General features: G+C 69.9%; 17 protein-coding genes and 1 other RNA gene. 8 read left to right on the forward strand and 10 right to left on the reverse strand.

From position 1 onward, the window contains the following. Positions 1-53: 53 nt before the first annotated feature. The 3 genes from panB to ppgK are packed head-to-tail and all read left to right on the forward strand — an operon-like array spanning position 54 to position 1,902. On the forward strand, positions 54-887 hold the full coding sequence (gene panB / locus N1032_RS08875) for a 3-methyl-2-oxobutanoate hydroxymethyltransferase (protein WP_259538706.1): 834 nt from the start codon (positions 54-56) through the stop codon (positions 885-887). 20 nt (positions 888-907) lie between these two features. After that, positions 908-1,096: an SPOR domain-containing protein gene (locus N1032_RS08880; protein WP_259538707.1), complete on the forward strand. Its 189-nt coding sequence runs from the start codon at positions 908-910 to the stop codon at positions 1,094-1,096. A gap of 26 nt (positions 1,097-1,122) precedes the next feature. After that, positions 1,123-1,902 carry a polyphosphate--glucose phosphotransferase gene (gene ppgK / locus N1032_RS08885; protein WP_259538708.1) on the forward strand — a complete coding sequence of 260 codons (780 nt, stop codon included), beginning with the start codon at positions 1,123-1,125 and terminating at the stop codon, positions 1,900-1,902. 28 nt (positions 1,903-1,930) lie between these two features. On the opposite strand, the gene rnpB is transcribed toward ppgK, so the two are convergent. The 4 genes from rnpB to N1032_RS08905 form a co-directional block, all read right to left on the reverse strand. After that, an RNA gene (rnpB, locus tag N1032_RS08890) (RNase P RNA component class A) lies at positions 1,931-2,307 on the reverse strand. Positions 2,308-2,378: 71 nt separating this feature from the next. Continuing rightward, positions 2,379-3,113 (reverse strand): zinc ribbon domain-containing protein, encoded by a 735-nt coding sequence (locus tag N1032_RS08895; protein WP_259538709.1) that lies wholly within the window; start codon positions 3,111-3,113, stop codon positions 2,379-2,381. Between the two features lie 85 nt (positions 3,114-3,198). Next, positions 3,199-4,017 (reverse strand): Nif3-like dinuclear metal center hexameric protein, encoded by an 819-nt coding sequence (locus N1032_RS08900; RefSeq protein WP_259538711.1) that lies wholly within the window; start codon positions 4,015-4,017, stop codon positions 3,199-3,201. A 130-nt stretch (positions 4,018-4,147) separates the two neighbouring features. Further along, complete coding sequence (locus N1032_RS08905; RefSeq protein ID WP_259538712.1) at positions 4,148-4,993, reverse strand: SDR family NAD(P)-dependent oxidoreductase; 846 nt, start codon at positions 4,991-4,993, stop codon at positions 4,148-4,150. A gap of 101 nt (positions 4,994-5,094) precedes the next feature. Here N1032_RS08905 and N1032_RS08910 point away from each other — a divergent pair, with 101 nt between their 5' ends. Next, positions 5,095-5,361, forward strand: coding sequence for a hypothetical protein (locus N1032_RS08910; RefSeq protein WP_259538713.1), 267 nt, complete (start codon positions 5,095-5,097; stop codon positions 5,359-5,361). 117 nt (positions 5,362-5,478) lie between these two features. Then, on the forward strand, positions 5,479-5,628 hold the full coding sequence (locus tag N1032_RS08915; protein WP_259538714.1) for a hypothetical protein: 150 nt from the start codon (positions 5,479-5,481) through the stop codon (positions 5,626-5,628). Positions 5,629-5,645: 17 nt separating this feature from the next. On the opposite strand, the gene N1032_RS08920 is transcribed toward N1032_RS08915, so the two are convergent. From N1032_RS08920 to N1032_RS08940, 5 genes are all read right to left on the reverse strand, one after another. Next, positions 5,646-7,115 carry an NAD-dependent succinate-semialdehyde dehydrogenase gene (locus N1032_RS08920; protein ID WP_259539165.1) on the reverse strand — a complete coding sequence of 490 codons (1,470 nt, stop codon included), beginning with the start codon at positions 7,113-7,115 and terminating at the stop codon, positions 5,646-5,648. A gap of 2 nt (positions 7,116-7,117) precedes the next feature. Beyond that, positions 7,118-8,191 (reverse strand): 3,4-dihydroxyphenylacetate 2,3-dioxygenase, encoded by a 1,074-nt coding sequence (gene hpaD, locus N1032_RS08925; RefSeq protein ID WP_259538715.1) that lies wholly within the window; start codon positions 8,189-8,191, stop codon positions 7,118-7,120. Between the two features lie 109 nt (positions 8,192-8,300). After that, complete coding sequence (gene hpaE / locus N1032_RS08930; RefSeq protein WP_259538716.1) at positions 8,301-9,845, reverse strand: 5-carboxymethyl-2-hydroxymuconate semialdehyde dehydrogenase; 1,545 nt, start codon at positions 9,843-9,845, stop codon at positions 8,301-8,303. Between the two features lie 2 nt (positions 9,846-9,847). Continuing rightward, the gene (locus N1032_RS08935; protein ID WP_259538717.1) at positions 9,848-10,537 is read right to left on the reverse strand and encodes a GntR family transcriptional regulator; all 690 of its coding nucleotides are present in this window, start codon (positions 10,535-10,537) and stop codon (positions 9,848-9,850) included. Further along, positions 10,527-12,020, reverse strand: coding sequence for a fumarylacetoacetate hydrolase family protein (locus N1032_RS08940; protein WP_259538718.1), 1,494 nt, complete (start codon positions 12,018-12,020; stop codon positions 10,527-10,529). The genes N1032_RS08935 and N1032_RS08940 overlap by 11 nt, the downstream gene beginning before the upstream one ends. Before the next feature lie 56 nt (positions 12,021-12,076). On the opposite strand from N1032_RS08940, the gene hpaH reads away from it, so the two are divergent. The 3 genes from hpaH to N1032_RS08955 all read left to right on the forward strand — a co-directional run bounded on the left by hpaH (position 12,077) and on the right by N1032_RS08955 (position 15,515). Further along, entirely contained in the window at positions 12,077-12,862 is a 786-nt protein-coding gene (gene hpaH, locus N1032_RS08945; protein WP_259538719.1) for a 2-oxo-hept-4-ene-1,7-dioate hydratase, read from the forward strand. Next, positions 12,847-13,722 carry an HpcH/HpaI aldolase family protein gene (locus N1032_RS08950; RefSeq protein WP_259538720.1) on the forward strand — a complete coding sequence of 292 codons (876 nt, stop codon included), beginning with the start codon at positions 12,847-12,849 and terminating at the stop codon, positions 13,720-13,722. Before hpaH ends, N1032_RS08950 begins: the two co-directional genes overlap by 16 nt. Positions 13,723-13,862: 140 nt before the next feature. Next, a complete protein-coding gene (locus N1032_RS08955; RefSeq protein WP_259538721.1) occupies positions 13,863-15,515 on the forward strand; it encodes a thiamine pyrophosphate-binding protein in 1,653 nt (550 codons plus the stop codon). A gap of 72 nt (positions 15,516-15,587) precedes the next feature. Here the strand turns inward: N1032_RS08955 and N1032_RS08960 are convergent, their stop codons facing one another. Continuing rightward, positions 15,588-17,489 (reverse strand): FAD-binding monooxygenase, encoded by a 1,902-nt coding sequence (locus tag N1032_RS08960; protein WP_259538722.1) that lies wholly within the window; start codon positions 17,487-17,489, stop codon positions 15,588-15,590. Positions 17,490-17,599 lie beyond the last annotated feature (110 nt).

Here is a 17,599-nt window from a genome sequence, read left to right on the forward strand (position 1 = left end):
TGCCCCCAACCTAACGCATGGGTCGGGCATTGCCGCGGAACTAGACTGGTGACATGCCAGACCAGCCGACGACGCCTGAGGTGTCCGTGCCGAAGCGGGTTCGCACCCGCCATTTCCAGAACGCCAAAGACACCGGAATCCTGATCACGGGGCTCACGAGCTACGACCAGCTCTCGGCGCAGATCTTCGACGAGGCGGGCATCGACTTCCTGCTGGTGGGCGACTCGGCCGGCAACAACGTCTACGGCTACGACACCACGTTGCCGGTGACGATCGACGAGCTGATCCCGCTCGCCCGCGCCGTTGCCGGCGCCGCCAAGCGCGCCTTCGTCGTGGCCGACATGCCGTTCGGCTCCTACGAGAACAGCGCCGAAGAGGCCCTCAACACGGCGGTGCGGTTCATGAAGGAGACGGGCGCTCACGCCGTGAAGCTCGAGGGCGGCGTGCGCAGCGCGGACAAGATCCGCCGCATCGTCGACGCCGGCATCCCGGTGATGGCCCACGTCGGGTTCACCCCGCAGAGCGAGCACGGTCTCGGCGGCCACATCATCCAGGGCCGCGGCGAGGGCGAGGAGCAGCTGATCGCCGACGCGCTCGCGGTCGAAGAGGCCGGGGCGTTCTCGGTGGTGCTCGAGATGGTGCCCGCGAAGGCCGCCGAGCGCGTGACGGCCGCCCTGCGCATCCCCACCATCGGGGTGGGAGCCGGCCCGCACGTCGACGGCCAGCTGCTGGTCTGGACCGATTTCGCCGGGTTCTCCACCGGGCGCATCCCCAAATTCGTGAAGCAGTACGCCGATCTGCGCGGCGCGCTGACTTCTGCCGTCACCCGGTTCCGCACCGAGGTGGCCGACCATAGCTACCCTGGCCCTGAGCACAGCTACGAGTAGAGAGACACGACGGAGGAACCATGAGTGAAGACCCCTCGAACCAGTATTGGTACAACATGAAGACCGGCGCGGTCGAGAAGGGCTACGTGTCGTCGGTCGTCGACCGGGTCGGCCCGTTCGAGACGCACGAGGAGGCCGAGCACGCGCTCGAGACGCTCCGCGCGAACAGCGCGAAGTGGGCCGAAGACGACGCACGCGACAACCGCTGACGCGCGGCCGACAGGAGACTGAACGCATGACCGAGAACACCCCCGACACGGTTGCCGTCGGAATCGACATCGGCGGAACCGGCATCAAGGGGGCGATCGTCGACGTCACGACCGGCGAGCTCCTGACCGACCGCAAGAAGATCGCCACGCCCGAGGGCGGAAAGCCCGACGACATCGCCAAGACCGTGAGCGACCTGATGGAGTCGTTGGGCGAGATCCCGGCCGCGGCCACCGTGGGCATCTGTTTTCCGGCCGTCGTGCGCCACGGCGTCACGATGTCGGCCGCCAACGTGTCGAAGAAGTGGATCGGCTTCGAGGCCGAGAAGCTCTTCGAGACCACGCTCGGCCGCGACATCACCTTCGTCAACGACGCGGATGCCGCCGGCTTCGCCGAGGTGCGCTACGGCGCGGCCAAGGGCAAAGGCGGTCTGATCATCCTCACCACCCTGGGCACCGGCATCGGCACCGCCCTCATCTACGACGGCGTGCTGATTCCGAACGCCGAGCTCGGCCACCTGCAGATCGACGGCGTCGACTACGAGACCAAGGCCGCCTACTCGGCCAAGGAGCGCGAAGACCTCAGCTGGAAGAAGTGGGCCGAGCGCCTGCAGAAGTACTACGAGGAGTTGCAGAAGCTGTTCTCGCCCGACCAGTTTATCGTGGGTGGTGGCGTGTCGAAGAGCTTCGAGGAGTTCGGGCCGCTGCTGAAGCTCGACGTGCCGATGGTGCCCGCCGCCCTCAGGAACAATGCCGGCATCCTGGGCGCCGCGTGCCTGTCGACCATGAAGACGACGTTCCTCGAATAGCCGCACGGGCTGCGCGCGCGGCCGCGAGGTGAATGGGCCGGCGATACGCCGGGTTCTGTCGGGATCACTCCCTGACGGCCATCTATCTCGGGACTACGTTGCCGCAGCCCTCCAGCGGTCTACCCGGAAGCTGAGCGAGCAGCGTTAGCGCTTCCTGTCTGACCTTGCTCCGGGCGAGGTTTACCGAGCCGGCCGCGTCACCGCGGTCGCTGGTGGTCTCTTACACCACCGTTTCACCCTTACCCCGGGCGTGAACCCGGGGCGGTCTGTTCTCTGTGGCACTGTCTCGCGGGTTGCCCCGGGTGGGTGTTACCCACCGCCCTGCTCTGTGGAGCCCGGACGTTCCTCGGCACCGCACCCCTGCACGAGGCACGAGCGCGGTGACGCGACCGTCTGCCGGCCCATTCACGCCCGCAATCCTACGGCACCGGGCCGGGCGACGGATGCCGCGGCGGCGGCCTGGCGGCGCTCGCCCCCTAGAGTCCCGATTCCTCCGTGCGCACGAGGATGCAGGCGCCGTCGGGATCGAGCACCACCTCGTCGGGCGCGGCCGCACGGATCTGCGCGAGGTCGGATTCGGTCAGCGCCACGTTGGTGCCGAGCGACACGCCGCCCTGCAGCAGCGCGGCACCCACGCCGTAACGTTCGCGCTGCCGCTCGTAGAGCGCGAGCAGCTCGGCGCCGATGCCGCCGGCGATCGCCGACCGCTCCGACTTCGCGACCTCGAGCTGGGCGGCCACCCGGTCGCGCTGCTCGTCGCGCTGCGCCGCGAGCAGGCGCTCCTCGGTCGCGATGTCGTCGCGGCGGGCGGTGATGGCGGCGAGTCGCTGCTCGATCTCCTCCACCCGCTCCATCACGGCGAGCTCGATGTCTTCGAGGTTCGAACGCCGCACCTTGAGCGACGCGAGCTCGTGTTCGAGCCCCTGGATGTCCTTCGACGACGAGCTGGCCTGCAGCCGCTCACGGTCGCGTTTCTCACGCGCCGCCACGGTGTCGATGTCGGCCTCCACCCGCGCGATCTCCGCGCGGGCGTCTTCGAGCTCGCCGTTCACCCCGCCGAACTCCTGACGCGCGGCCACCGAGTCCCGTTGCAGCTCGGCCAGGCGCACCTCCTGCGGCAGGGTGCGCAGGGTGTGCTGCAACTGCGCGATGCGGTTGTCGGCGGCTTGGAGGTCGAGCAGCTTGCGCTGCTCGAGGGCGGGAGCCTTCATGTGGATCCTTCTTCAGGTCTTCGTGTGTGGAGTTCTCGGGTGGTGCGGTGGTGCGGCGGTCAGGCCGCACGGGTGATGGGCGGGGTCACTGGGTGACGACGAAGTCCCAGGGGTCGGTGCGCAGGTCGCTCACCACGAATTCGACCTCGGGCAGGGCGTCGGCGAGCTGCCGGGCGGCCGTCTCGAGCCAGAGCCATTCGCTCGCCCAGTGCGAGACGTCGATGAGCGCGGGGCCGGTGGCGAGCAGCGACTGCTCCCGCGACTCCGATGCGGGGTGGTGCCGCAGGTCGGAGGTGATGTAGACATCGGATGCCCGCACCGCCGCCTCGCCGAGCAGCGAGTCGCCCGCTCCCCCGCAGAGCGCGATGCGCGACACGGGCTGCTCGAAGTCGCCGCCCACGCGCACGCCGGTGGCGGTGGCGGGGAGCATCTCGCCGAGCGCCAGCGCGAGGGCGCCCAGGGAGACGGGTTCGGGCAGGCGGCCGACCCGGCCGAGACCGGTTCCCGGCCGCGCGCCGGGCACGATGGGCTGTTGATCGATGAGGCCCAGTCCGTCGGCGAGCACCGCCGAGGTGCCGTCGTCGACGATGTCGGCATTGGTGTGCGCGGCGATCAGCGAGCAGCGCGAGCGGATGAGCTTGGCCAGCAGTGCGCCCTTGTAGGTGTCTTCGGCCACCGTGGTGACGCCGCGCAGCAGCAGCGGGTGGTGCACGAGCAGAACGTCGGCGCCGATGCCCACGGCTTGCTCGACGGTGGTTGCGACGGCATCAACCGCGAGCAGCACCCGGTCGACGTCGTCGCCCGGCGACCCGCTGAGAAGACCGGGCGCATCCCACTGCTCGGCGAACTCGACCGGCCAGAGTCGTTCGACCGCGGCGTTGAATTCTCGGAGTGTAGTGCCCACCCGACAATCATACTCAGTGCCGTTGGCCCCAGCGCGGTCGGGCGCAGCGCGGTCGGGCGCGGCGCGGTCGGGCGCAGTGGGGTCGGGCGCAGTGGGGTCGGGCGCATGCGGTCGGGCGCAGGTGCGCGGGTCAGTCGGCGGGCAGGCCGACCAGCGCGGCGGTGCGCAGCCACAGCGCGTGCTGCAGGTCGACGTCGCGCGCTTGGCGGCCGACCCGGCCGTTGGGCTTCAGCCGGTCGAAGTACGCCCCGCTGGCGGCGGGAACCGGCGACTCGGCGGCGAGGGCGAGCAACGGCGCCGCCCCCACCTCGACCGTCGCCCCCCAGTGGCCGCCCGTCACCGCGGTGCCGAACCGGATGAGCCGCGAGTCGGCTCCGAAGCCCGACACGATGCTGCCCGGGTGCACCGAATAGGCCTCGACTCCCGTCGTGCTCACGCGACGCGCGAACTCGCGCACGAACATGATGACGGCGAGCTTCGCGGTTCCGTAGGCCTGCCAGCCGCCGCGCCACGGCCGTGCGGTGAAGTCGAGGTCGTCGAGGTCGAGGTGGCCGAACAGGTTCGCCACGCTGGAGGTGCACACCACGCGGGCGGTGCCGCCGGCCTGTGCAGAAGCCTCGAGCCGGGGCAGCAGCGTGCGGGTGAGCAGGTAGGGCGCGAGGTAGTTGCTCTGCAGGGTCGCGTCGTGGCCGTCGACCGTGATGGTGCGCTTGGACACGAGCCCGCCCGCGTTGTTGAGCAGCACGTCGATCGTGTCGTAATGGCCGAGCAGGGTCGCGCCGAGCTCGCGCACGTCGTCGAGGCGGGCGAAGTCGGCGACGAACGGCGTGCCGCCGATCTTCTCGGCCACCGCCTTCGTGCGCTCGGGGTTGCGCCCGACCACCGCCACGCGGTCGCCTCGCTCCGCCAGCTGCGCGGCGGCGACGGCGCCGATGCCCGAGCTCGCACCCGTGATCACGATCGTGCGTTCCGCCATGTGTCGAGACTAACCCCCGCGCGCCTCGATCCGGGAACAGGACGGTGCCATGATGGCGGTCAGACCGACCACGCGGCGGGCTGCACAGGAAGGACCACACGATGCATGCACCCGAGAACATCAGCGCGTACTCACGCCAGATCCTCGATCAGATCGAATACCACCCCACGACGCACAACATCGCGTGGAGCGACCTGGTCGACATGCTGAAAGAGGTCGCCGACGTCGAAGTCAGCCACGGCGGGGCGAAGGCCGTGGTGCGGCTGGGCGACCTCAAAGAGGAGTTCACCGAGACCGAGGGTGAGCCGGTGAACGAGAAGACGGTGCTCGCGCTGCGCCGCATGTTCAAAGAGGCCGGATTCATGTAGGCGGCGGCATCCGCTCTCGTGCGAGTCTCGACCGTGCGAGTCTCGACGCAGAGTCGACGCATCGCTATGACGCGTCCCCGACGATCCCACTTAGTCACCCCGATGATTGGAACCACGATGACCATGTCCACCGACCCCGACGACGACGACATCGAGATCGCGGGCTTCGCCGACGAGCCCGACCCCGCGGAGGCCATCGAGCTCGAGGGGCTGACCCCCGGGCGCGATGCCGAGACCGCCGAACCCGACGAGCCCAAGCTCGACTGAGCGCGCCCGCAACCCGCTCAGGCGAATGGGTCGGGCGTCAGCACGTACTTGGTCTCGAGGTATTCGTGGATGCCCTCCGAGCCGCCCTCGCGGCCGAGGCCCGACTGCTTGACGCCGCCGAACGGCGCGGCGGCGTTGGAGACGACGCCGGTGTTGAGGCCCATCATGCCGGTGTCGAGTGAGTCGATCAGCCGCTGGCCCCGCGCGAGGTCTTGCGTGAACACATAGCCCACGAGGCCGTACTCGGTGTCGTTGGCCTTCGCCACGGCGTCGGCCTCGTCGGTGAAGGTCGTGATCGACAGCACCGGCCCGAAGATCTCCTCGCGCAGGATGTCGCTGCCGGCCTGCACGTCGGCGAGCACCGTGGGCTCGAAGAACGAGCCGGCTCCGGCGATGGGTGAGCCGCCGGTGAGCAGGGTCGCGCCCCGGTCGACCGCGTCGGAGACGAGCGACCCGACCTTGGCCACGGCCTTGTCGTCGATCAGCGGCCCGATGGTGACGCCCTCTTCGGTGCCGCGACCGATCCGGAACGTCTTCACCCGCTCGGCGAGACGGCGGCCGAACTCGTCGGCCACCGATTCGTGCACGATGAAGCGGTTGGCGGCGGTGCAGGCCTGACCGATGTTGCGGAACTTCGCCAGCAGCGCGCCCTCCACCGCCTGGTCGAGGTCGGCGTCGTCGAACACCACGAAGGGGGCGTTGCCGCCGAGTTCCATCGAGGTCTTCAGCACGTTGTCAGCCGCCTGCTTCAGCAACTGCACGCCCACCGGGGTCGAGCCGGTGAAGCTGAGCTTGCGCAGCCGGGGGTCGGCGATGATGGCGCTCGAGACCGGACGGGTCGACGTCGTGGTGATCACGTTGACGACCCCAGCCGGCAGGCCCGCCTCTTCGAGCAATGCGACCAGGAAGAGCGTCGTGAGCGGCGTCAACGCGGCCGGCTTGATCACCGACGTGCACCCGGCGGCGATCGCGGGCGCGAGCTTGCGTGTGGCCATCGCGAGCGGGAAGTTCCACGGGGTGATGAGAAAGGTCGGGCCGACCGGGCGCTGGGTCACGATCATCCGGCCGGTGCCCTCGGGGTTGGTGCCGTAGCGCCCCGAGATGCGCACCGCCTCCTCGCTGAACCAGCGTAGGAACTCTCCGCCGTAGGCGACCTCCCCGCGGGCCTCACCGAGGGGCTTGCCCATCTCGAGGGTCATGAGCAGCGCGGCGTCCTCCTTGCGCTGCTGCAAGAGGTCGAACGCTCCGCGCAAGACCTCGCCCCGCACGCGAGGCGCGGTCGCCGCCCAGCTCTCCTGTGCCGCGACGGCGGCGTCGAGCGCCTTTGCGCCGTCGTCGACACCGGCATCGGCGATCGAGGCGATCACCTCGCCCGTGGCCGGGTCGATCACGTCGAGGGTGCGCCCGGATGACGCATCCACCCACGAGCCCCCGATGAACAGTTTCGTCGGAACCCCGTCGAGCAGCGTCCGCTCCGCGGTCGCCAGGCTCACAGCGACGATCCGAGCTTGAATCCCTGGTCGACGTCGTCTTTGCGGGTGTAGGAGAAGCCGTCGGCGCCGACGGTCACCGCCATCTCGCTCGGGTCGTCGCGCTTCTGCACGGGCTGCGGGTTGCCGTCGAGGTCGAGCACGAGGGATGCCTCGGTGTACCAGCTCGGCACCACCGGGTTGCCCCACCAATCGCGGCGCTGGTTGTCGTGCACGTCCCAGGTGACCACCGGGTTGTCGGGGTCACCGGTGTAGTAGTCCTGGGTGTAGATCTCGACCCGGTGGCCGTCGGGGTCGAGGATGTAGAGGTAGAACGCGTTCGAGACGCCGTGGCGGCCGGGGCCGCGCTCGATCACGTCGCTCATGCGCAGAGCGCCGAGCTTGTCGCAGATGTAGAGGATGTTGTGCTTCTCGTGCGTCGCGAACGCGATGTGGTGCATCCGCGGGCCGTCCCCTCCCGTCAGGGCGGTGTCGTGCACGGTGTCCTTGCGGCGCAGCCAGGCCGCGTAGGTGACCCCGTCGGAGTCCTGGATGTCTTCGGTGACCCGGAATCCGAGGTCTTCGAGATACTTCCGCCCGCGCGGCACGTCGGGGGTGACTTGGTTGAAGTGGTCGAGGCGCACCAGGGCACCCGGCCCGTAGAGGTCGTAGCGCCAGGCGAGGCGCTCGACGTGGTCGACCTGGTAGAAGAACTCGTAGGGGAAGCCGAGCGGATCGGTGACGCGCACCGCGTCGCCGACGCCCTTCACGAACCCGTCCGGGCGACGCTCGGTGCGGCATCCGAGTTCCTGGTAGTACGCCTCGGCGAGGTCGACGTCTTCGGGGGTGCGCACGCGGAAGGCGAACGCCGCGACGGCCGCGACCGGACCCTGGCGCAGCACCAGGTTGTGGTGGATGAACTCCTCGAACGTGCGCAGATAGATCGCGTTCTCGTCTTCCTCGGTCACCACCAGGCCGAGCACGTCGACGTAGAACGCGCGGGAACGGGCGAGATCGGTGACCACGATCTCCATGTAGGCGCAGCGCAGGATGTCGGGCGGGGTGGCCGTGGGAGTCAGGATGTCATTCGTCATCGAACGTGTCTTTCTCGTCTGCCGAGTGGTCACTTTCGGCGGTAAAACGCGGGATTTGGCGCCGAAAGTGACCACTCGGGGAAGGGGATGGGAGGGGAGGGGGTGGGGGCTAGGAGGCGGGGGTCTCGTGGGCGCCGAAGCGGGCGGTGTGCACGGGGCCGAGGGTGATGTGCACGGCCTGCTGGTCACTGTAGAAGTCGAGCGAGCGGTAGCCGCCCTCGTGGCCGAGACCGGAGGCCTTCACGCCGCCGAAGGGGGTGCGCAGGTCGCGCACGTTGTGCGAGTTGAGCCAGACCATGCCCGACTCGACCGCCTGTGCGAAGGTGTGGGCCCGCTCGAGGTTCGAGGTCCAGATGTAGGCGGCGAGGCCGTACTTCACGCCGTTCGCGAGTTCGAGCGCCTCATCCTCGGTGTCGAAGGGGGTGATCGCCACGACCGGGCCGAAGATCTCCTCCTGGAAGATGCGGGCGTCGGGCTTCACATCGACGAACACCGTCGGCTGCACGTAGTTGCCGGTCGGCAGGTGCTCGGGGCGGCCGCCACCGGCCACAAGCCGGCCCTCGCTCGTGCCGATCTCGACGTAGCTCATCACTTTGGCGAAATGCTCGGGGTGCACGAGCGCACCCACCTCGGTCTTCGGGTCGTGCGGGTCGCCCACCACGATGTTCTTGGCGCGGGCGGCGAAGCGCTCGACGAACTCGTCGTACACGGGGCGCTCGACCAGGATGCGCGACCCGGCCGTGCACCGCTCGCCGTTCAGCGAGAAGACGCCGAAGAGGGTCGAGTCGAGGGCGGCATCGAGGTCGGCGTCGGCGAAGATCACGGCGGGCGACTTGCCGCCGAGCTCCATCGACATGCCCTTGAGCGTCGGCGCGCAGTTGGCGAAGATCAGCCGGCCGGTCGAACTCTCGCCGGTGAACGAGATGAGCTGAACATCCGGATGCTTCACGAGCGCGTCGCCCGCTTCCTCACCCAGGCCGTTCACCAGGTTGAACACGCCGTCGGGCACCCCCGCCTCACGGAAGATGTCGGCCCAGAGACTGGCGGACAGCGGGGTGAACTCGGCCGGTTTCAGCACCACGGTGCAGCCGGAGGCCAGCGCGGGAGCGAGCTTCCAGCTCTCGAGCATGAACGGCGTGTTCCACGGGGTGATGAGGCCGGCGACGCCCTTGGGCTTGCGGTTGACGTAGTTCAGCTGGCGGCCGGGCACCTTGTAGGTGTCGTCGCTCTGCGCCACGATCAGGTCGGCGAAGAATCGGAAGTTCTCGGCCGCGCGCTGCGCCTGGCCGAGGGCCTGCGTGATCGGCAGACCGGAGTCGAACGACTCCAGCTCGGCGAGGCGGGCGTCGCGCGACTCCACGATGTCGGCGATCGTGTTCAGGATGCGAGACCGTGCGCGGGGCAGCATCCGGGGCCACGGGCCGTCGTCGAAGGCCTTGCGGGCGGCGGCGACCGCGCGGTCGATGTCGGCCTTCTGGCCGGCCGCGGCGGTGACGTAGTTCTCGTTCGACACGGGGTCGAGCACGTCGAACGTCTCGCCGCCGACGCTGTCGACGAACTCGCCGGCGATGAAGTGCTGGATGCGCTCGGGCAGTCCGTCGGGGATGTGCTGAACGGGGGTGGCGGCCGGGGCCGTCGTCGTCTGGGTGGTCATGATCATCGTCCTTGATTCGCTTGGTGGGACAGCAGGGCGTCGAGGGTGCCGGTGCGGTGGGCCCGCGCCGCGAGTTCGATCTCGAGCGGTTCGGCTCCGCTCTCGATCAGCCGTAGCAGGTTCTCGTGCTCGGCCACCGACTCGCGGGCGCGGCCGGGCACGAAACTGAAGGTGGAGTCGCGCAGCAGGGCGAGACGCTTCCAGCCGCGGTGCACCAGGTCGAGGATGTGCGGGTTCGGGCAGTGCTCGAAGATCACCGCGTGGAACTCCAGGTTGAGTTCCGTGAAGCGGTGGGGCTCGAAGTCGTCGAGGGTGGCGATCATCGCCGCGTTCACCGCGCGGGCGTCGGCGATGTCGCTCGCGGAGACGAACGGCGCCGAGAGCGCCGTGGCCGCCCCCTCGACCAGACTGAGCGTCTCCATCGTGTAGAAGTACTCGCGCTCGTCGACCATCGCCACCTGCGCCCCGACGTTGCGTTCGAACGTCACCGCGCCCTCGGCCTCGAGCCGGCGCACGGCCTCGCGCACCGGCACCACGCTGACGTCGAGCTGCTTCGCGATCTGGCCGAGCACCAGGCGGAAGCCCGGTGAGAAGCTCCCGTTCTCGATGCGCTCCTTGATGAACGAATACGCCCGCTCGGATTTGCTCAGGTTCACCAGGTCTCCCGTTCCGGCTCCGGCCTCACTGGCCATCGGTCGCACCTTCCGTCTCGTAACGGGCCTTCCAGGCCGCGTTCATCGGATAGAGCCCATCGACCGGCTCGCCCTCGGCCACCCGTGCCGCGATGAACTCCTCCTCGCGCTCCTGCGCGATCGCCGCCTCGACGACCTCGTCGACCAGGTGCGGCGGAATCACCAGCACGCCGTCGTCGTCGCCGACGATCACGTCGCCGGGCTGGACGGCGGCGCCGCCGCAGGCGATCGTGACGTCGACGTCCCACGGCACGTGCCGGCGCCCGAGCACGGCGGGATGACCGCCCTGGGAATAGGCCGGCAGACCGAGGGCGGTCACGGCCGCGATGTCACGGATGCCGCCGTCGGTCACGATCCCCGCGGCCCCGCGCACCTTCGCCCGCAGCGCCAGGATGTCGCCGACCGTGCCGGTCGACGCCTCTCCCCGCGCGTCGATGACGAGCACATCGCCCGAGTTCAGACCGTCGAACGCCCGCTTCTGCGCGTTGAACCCTCCCCCGTGCGAGGCGAACAGATCCGGCCGGGCCGGGATGAAACGCAGGGTGCGAGCGCGCCCGATCAGGCGCACGCCCGGCAGGATGGGCCGAACGCCGTCGATGCTCGTGTCGTCGAAGCCGCGCTTGCGCAACTGCGAACTGAGCGTCGCCGTGGCGACCGACGCGAGCTTCGCCCGGCGTTCGTCGGTGAGCTGCCAGGCCGGCGCGAGGCCCGCCGCCTCGGCGCTCCCCCACGCCTCGGCGCGCTGCTGGTCGTCGACCACCGGTGCTGCGCCGAACGCACCCGGCACCGACGTTCCGTCGACCACGCGGGTGATCAGGCGTCCGGTGCTGGGTGAGCCCGCGGCATCCGGAGCGTCGACCTCGACCTCGACGGTCTGACCCGGCCCGACCACGCTCGAGCCCGCGGGCGTGCCGGTGAGGATGACGTCGCCCGGCTCGAGCGTGATGAGCTGCGACAGATCGGCCACGAGCTGGTCGAACGGGAACACCAGGGTCGCCGTGGAGTCGTCTTGAACGACCACGCCGTCGACCCAGGTGCGGATGCGCAGACCGGCGGGATCGATCGATCGGGCGTCGATCACCACGGAGCCGAGGGGCGTGAACCCGTCCCCTCCCTTGGAGCGGAGGTTCGACCCCTTGTCGGCGAGGCGCAGGTCGTAGACCCCGAAGTCGTTCGCGGCCGTGACGCCCCGCACGTGCGACCAGGCGGACGCCCGGTCGACGCCGCGGGCCGCGCGCCCGATGACGAGCGCGATCTCGCCCTCGAAGGCGAGCAGCTCGGTGCCCACCGGGCGCTCGATCTCACCGCTGCCGCTGACCGAGGTGGAGGGCTTGAGGAAATAGGAGGGCTGAGCCGGGGTGCGCCCACGCTGCGCGATGCGGCTCGGATAATTGAGGTGCAGCGCGATCACCTTGCCGGGACGGTCGGCTCCGGCCGGGTCGTAGTGCGATAGCGTCTCCGACGACACTTCTTCGTACGTCATGACCACATCGTATACGATAAGATCGATGATGCAACCCGAGGAGAGACGAGGACGTCATGCTCGATGAGGACACGATCGCGAGGATCGCCGACGAATTGGTCGACGCGGCGCGCAGCCGCACCCCGGTTCCCCGCCTGACCGCTCGCTACCCCGATATGACCGTCGACGACTCCTATGCCGTGCAGTCGCTCTGGCGCTCGCGCAACGAGGCGGCCGGGCGCACGCTCGTCGGCCACAAGATCGGCCTCACCTCGAAGGCGATGCAGGCGGCGACCGGCATCACCGAGCCCGACTACGGAGTCATCTTCGATGACATGGTGCTCGAGACCGGGAGTGTGCTCGACTGGGGCGTCTACACGCACCCGCGCGTCGAGGTGGAACTGGCGTTCCGGCTGAAGAGCGACCTGCGCGGGCCGGGCGTCACGACGCTCGATGTGCTCGCCGCGACCGATTACGTGGTGCCGGCCCTCGAGGTGCTCGATTCGCGCATCGAGATGGAGGGTCGCACGATCGTCGACACGATCAGCGACAACGCCGCGATGGGCGTGATGGTCGTCGGCGGGCGCGCGGTGCATCCCGACGACATCGACCTGCGCTGGGCCGGAGCGATGCTCTACCGCAACGAAGGCATCGAGGAGACGGGCCTGGCGGGCGGGGTGCTGAACAACCCGGCATCCGGTGTCGCCTGGCTGGCGAACAAGCTCGCGGCCCACGACGACGGATTGCGGGCCGGCGAGCTCATCCTCTCCGGGTCGTTCACGAGACCGATGTGGGTCTTCGCGGGAGATTCGGTGTTCGCCGACTACGGGCCCCTGGGAGTGGTGACATGCCGCTTCGCCTGAGCCCTGATGACGGATTCGCCGCCTCGCTGGCGGCGCAGAACCGGCCCCTGGCCGGCATGTGGGTCTGTAGCGGCAGCCCGCTGATCGCGGAGCTCTGCGCCGGGTCGGGGCTCGACTGGCTGCTGATCGACGCCGAGCACAGCCCGAACGGCCTCGAGTCGCTGCTCGCGCAGTTGCAGGCGGTGCACGGCTACCCGGTGCTGCCGGTGCTGCGTCCGCCGGTGCTCGACCCGGTGCTGATCAAGCAGTATCTCGATCTCGGGGCGCAGACCCTGCTCATTCCGATGGTCGACACGGCCGAACTCGCCGAACTGGCGGTGCGGAGCGTGCACTACCCACCCCGCGGCATCCGCGGCGTCGGCTCGGCGCTCGCGCGGGCCTCGCGGTGGAACCGTGTCGACGGCTACCTCGACACGGCCGCCCAGCGCATCTCGGTGATCGTGCAGATCGAGTCGGCGGAGGGGGTCTCGAACATCGACGACATCGTCGCCGTCGACGGCCTGGCGGGCATCTTCCTCGGGCCCTCCGACCTCGCCGCCTCGATGGGCCTGCTCGGGCAGCAGGAGCATCCCGACGTCATCGCCGCGGTCGAGCACTGCATCACGGTCGCGCGGGAGCACGGCGTTCCGGCGGGCGTGAATGCCTTCGCCGAGCCGATCGCCCGGCGCTACCTCGACGCCGGCGCCTCGTTCGTGCTCGTCGGGGCCGACGTCGCGCTGCTCGCGCGCGCCTCGGAGGCGCTCGCGCTGCGTTACGTGCCGGCCACCGACGAGGGCACTGACGAGAGCACCGGCCAGAGCACCGGCCAGTGGACCGACGAGGGCACCGACCCCGCCTCCGGCACCCGCAGCAGCTACTGAACCGCGCTCGTTCAGCGCGTAGACTCGGAGCGTCCGGTCGGTGACGCCGACCTGTGCTCGAAAAATGGGCACGAAGCGGAGGCGACCGCCCTGCGAGACACATACGGCATCCTCCCGTCACTGTCTCGAAAGGCTCCCCCATGCCCACCGTCTCGGCGCACGTCGCGCACACCCTCGCCCGCTCGGTCGATCACGTCTTCGGGGTGATGGGCAACGGCAACGCCTACTTCCTCGACGCGCTCGAGCGCGAGACGCCGGTGGGCTACACCGCCGTTCGCCACGAGGCCGGCGCGGTCGTGGCCGCCGACGCCTACCACCGGGCGAGCGGCCGGCTCGCCGCCGGCACCGCGACCTACGGCGCCGGGTTCACCAACACCCTCACGGCGCTCGCCGAGGCCGTGCAGGCGCAGGTGCCCCTCGTGCTCGTGGTCGGCGACGAGCCCACCTCCGGTCCTCGTTCGTGGGACGTCGACCAGATCGCCCTCGCCTCGGCGGTCGGTGCCCGCACCTACACGGTGGGGCGAACGGATGCCGCCGCCACCACGGTGATCGCCGTCGAGCACGCCCTGACCTACCGCGTGCCGACCGTGCTCGCCATCCCCTACGACGTGGCCACCGTCGAAGCGGGCCCGGTGCCGAGCACCACGGCGCCCAGGCTGCCCGAGCCGCTCGCCCCCGTCGGCGCGTTCGCCGAGGGTTCTCTGCGTGAGCTCGCCGCGGCGCTCGCCGGCGCCGAGCGCCCGTTGCTGCTCGCCGGGCGCGGGGCCTGGGTGGCCGGAGCCGGCCCCGCTCTCGGCGCCCTGGCCGACGCCACCGGCGCGCTCACCGCGTCGACCGCACTCGGCCGCGGGGTCTTTCCCGACACCGCTCATGATCTCGGGGTGACCGGGGGCTTCGGCGCCGACCGGGCGATGGAGCTGATCGCCCAGGCCGACGTGGCCGTCGTGTTCGGCGCGTCGCTCAACCAGTTCACCATGCGCTTCGGCGCGCTCTTCTCGCCCGGCACGCGGGTGTTCCAGGTCGATGTCGCGCCCACGGCCACCCACGCCCACGTCGGCGGCTACATCCGGGGCGACGCGGCGGTGGTGGCGGGCGCCCTGGTGACCGCGCTCGAGGCGGCAGGGTCGACGCCGAGCGGATGGCGCGACACGGTCGATCTGGCCGGCGTCGACCACCGGCATCCGGGCGAAGCCCTCGCCCCCGACGGCCGGCTCGACCCGCGATCGGCGGCGCGGCGCATCGGCAAGCTGCTGCCGGCCGACCGGGTCGTCGTCTCTGACGGCGGCCACTTCATCGGCTGGGCCAACATGTACTGGCCGGTGGCGGCGCCCGACCGGATGCTCATGGTCGGCACCGCCTACCAGTCGATCGGTCTCGGGTTCGCCAGCGTGCCCGGCGCCGCCATCGCGAAGCCCGAGTCGACCGTCGTGCTGACGACCGGAGACGGCGGCGGACTGATGGCCCTGGCCGACCTCGAGACCGCCGTGCGGGTGGCCGGCGGACGCGGTCTCGCCGTGGTCTGGAACGACGCCGCTTACGGCGCCGAGGTGAACCTCTACGGTCTGAAGGGACTCGCCGACGGGCCGATGCGCATTCCCGAGGTCGACTTCGCCGCGCTGGCGGCGGCGGTGGGCGCCCTCGGCATCGTGGTGCGCACCCTCGACGACCTCGACGCGCTCGCCACCTGGGCGGCACGTCCCGCTGCCGATCGCCCGTTCCTGTTGCTCGACCTCCGCATCTCGGCCGATGTGCTCTCGCCGCACCAGGAGGAGATCATCCGCGTCAACTCCTGACGGGCACCCGATCGTCGCGGTCACGACCGGACGGGAATCTCCGCGGTCACGACCGGGCGGGGATCTGCGCGGTCACGACCGGGCGGGCTCGAGCAGCGCGCCGGCGAAGAAGCGGGCCAGTTCGTCGGTCGCGGTGAACGGCAGCACATGCGCGACGTACTGGTCGGGGCGCACCACCACGACGCATCCGGAGTCGCGGTCGACGCCTCGGAGGTCGAACACGTCGTCTCCGGGCGCCGCGGCGTAGACCTTCTCGTAGTCGATCAGGCCGAACGGGCCCGTGCGGGGCAGGAAGATCGGCGGCACGGCCGTGATGTCGACATCGACGTGCGCCTGGGGGTACACGACCTTCACGTCGAAGAGCGCGTCGAGGTCGGAGCCAGCGGGAGTGAAGGTGACGACCGGCGACTGGGGTGAGGTCGCGAGCCAGTCGGCCCAGTGCTCGAACACCGGGTCGCCATCCGCCGTGCCGGCGCCGGCGCCGGGGAACGCATAGAGCCGCCAGCGGCCGTCGGCCCGGTGGTGGTGGCCGAGCTGCACCGGATTGGCGTCGGCCACCCGCACGACGGGCGCCGACTTGAAGCGCTTGCCGATCGGAAAGCCGGTCGCCCTCCGCTGGTGCGTCGCCTCACCGATGAGCATCGACGGCGGGTACTCGGTCATGAAACCCGCCGGGAATTCGGCGGTGCGCACATAGAACTCGCCGAGCTCTTTCGGGTTCTCGAACTCCTCGGGCTTCTTCGCCATGAGCGTCGACCATTCGCGGTCGAAGTCGATCAGGTTCTTCGCGATCACCTGGCGTTCGGCGGAGTAGGTGTCGAGCAGGCGCTCGGGCGCCCGCCCGGTGAGCACGTGGGCGAGCTTCCAGCCGAGGTTGAATCCGTCCTGCATCGAGACGTTCATGCCCTGGCCGGCCTTGGCGCTGTGGGTGTGGCAGGCGTCGCCGGTGATGAACACGCGCGGCGACCGGCCGGGCTCGCCCGCGGGAACGTCGTCGAACTTGTCGGTGAGGCGGTGGCCGACCTCGTAGACGCTGTACCACGCGACATCCTTCACGTCGAGCGTGTAGGGGTGCAGGATGTCGTTCGCCTTCGCGATCGCCGTCTCGACCGTGGTGTGGCGCACGGCGCCGTTGTCGCCCGGCGCCACCTCGCCGAGATCGACGTACATGCGGAACAGATGGCCGCCCTCGCGCGGGATGTGCAGGATGCTGCCCGCCTGCGACTGGATGGCGCACTTGGTGCGGATGTCGGGGAAGTCGGTGACGGCGAGCGTGTCCATCACGGCCCAGGCGTGGGCCGCGGAGGCGCCGACGAGAGTGCGGCCGATCGACTCGCGCACGCCGCTGCGGGCGCCGTCGCAGCCCACGACGTATTTGGCGTGCACCCGCCGCTCCCGTCCTTCGTGGGGGCCCGTTGTCTCGCGCAGGGTGACCTCGACGGGGTGGTCGCCGTCTGGTGCGATCTCAAGCGCGACGAATTCGAGCCCGTAGTCGGGCACCAGGCGCGAGGGTGACGCGCGCATCACCTCGGCGAAGTAGTCGAGCACCCGGGCCTGGTTGACGATGAGGTGGGGGAACTCGCTCACTCCGGTGGCGTCGTCGACCGCTCGGTCGGTGCGCACGATCTTCGACGGGTCGGCGGCATCCGGGCCCCAGAAGCACATCTCGGTGATGCGATAGGCCTCGTCGATGATGCGGCCCGCGAACCCGAACGCCTGGAACGTCTCGACGCTGCGGGCCTGGATGCCGTCGGCCTGCCCGATGGCGAGCCGGCCGGGGCGGCGCTCGACGAGGCGGGTGGTGATGTCGGGGAACTGCGACAGCTGCGCGGCGAGGATCATTCCCGCCGGACCGGCGCCGACGATGAGCACGTCGACCTCGTCGGGCAGCTCCTCGGGTCGGTCGAGGCCGGTGCCGGAGGCGGGGCTCACCCGTGGGTCGCCCGAGACGTAGCCGTGGTGGTGGAACTGCATGGGCTTTCCTCACGTGTCGTCATTGACGGAATGTGTTCGTTTATCGAACACTGTGTTCTACTATGGGTTCGATGCTAACCCGACCCGGTTCCGATCTGCAACGGAGTGAC

The sequence above is a fragment of the Herbiconiux daphne genome, from assembly GCF_024979295.1.
Taxonomy (GTDB): domain Bacteria; phylum Actinomycetota; class Actinomycetes; order Actinomycetales; family Microbacteriaceae; genus Herbiconiux; species Herbiconiux daphnes.

Bases quoted from the DNA above. Each gene is read 5' to 3' on its own strand.
- panB (WP_259538706.1), top strand. From the start codon at position 54: ATGCCAGACCAGCCGACGACGCCTGAGGTGTCCGTGCCGAAGCGGGTT.
- N1032_RS08880 (WP_259538707.1), top strand. From the start codon at position 908: ATGAGTGAAGACCCCTCGAACCAGTATTGGTACAACATGAAGACCGGC.
- ppgK (WP_259538708.1), top strand. From the start codon at position 1,123: ATGACCGAGAACACCCCCGACACGGTTGCCGTCGGAATCGACATCGGC.
- N1032_RS08895 (WP_259538709.1), bottom strand. From the start codon at position 3,113: ATGAAGGCTCCCGCCCTCGAGCAGCGCAAGCTGCTCGACCTCCAAGCC.
- N1032_RS08905 (WP_259538712.1), bottom strand. From the start codon at position 4,993: ATGGCGGAACGCACGATCGTGATCACGGGTGCGAGCTCGGGCATCGGC.
- N1032_RS08910 (WP_259538713.1), top strand. From the start codon at position 5,095: ATGCATGCACCCGAGAACATCAGCGCGTACTCACGCCAGATCCTCGAT.
- N1032_RS08915 (WP_259538714.1), top strand. From the start codon at position 5,479: ATGACCATGTCCACCGACCCCGACGACGACGACATCGAGATCGCGGGC.
- hpaD (WP_259538715.1), bottom strand. From the start codon at position 8,191: ATGACGAATGACATCCTGACTCCCACGGCCACCCCGCCCGACATCCTG.
- hpaE (WP_259538716.1), bottom strand. From the start codon at position 9,845: ATGACCACCCAGACGACGACGGCCCCGGCCGCCACCCCCGTTCAGCAC.
- N1032_RS08935 (WP_259538717.1), bottom strand. From the start codon at position 10,537: ATGGCCAGTGAGGCCGGAGCCGGAACGGGAGACCTGGTGAACCTGAGC.
- N1032_RS08940 (WP_259538718.1), bottom strand. From the start codon at position 12,020: ATGACGTACGAAGAAGTGTCGTCGGAGACGCTATCGCACTACGACCCG.
- hpaH (WP_259538719.1), top strand. From the start codon at position 12,077: ATGCTCGATGAGGACACGATCGCGAGGATCGCCGACGAATTGGTCGAC.
- N1032_RS08950 (WP_259538720.1), top strand. From the start codon at position 12,847: ATGCCGCTTCGCCTGAGCCCTGATGACGGATTCGCCGCCTCGCTGGCG.
- N1032_RS08955 (WP_259538721.1), top strand. From the start codon at position 13,863: ATGCCCACCGTCTCGGCGCACGTCGCGCACACCCTCGCCCGCTCGGTC.
- N1032_RS08960 (WP_259538722.1), bottom strand. From the start codon at position 17,489: ATGCAGTTCCACCACCACGGCTACGTCTCGGGCGACCCACGGGTGAGC.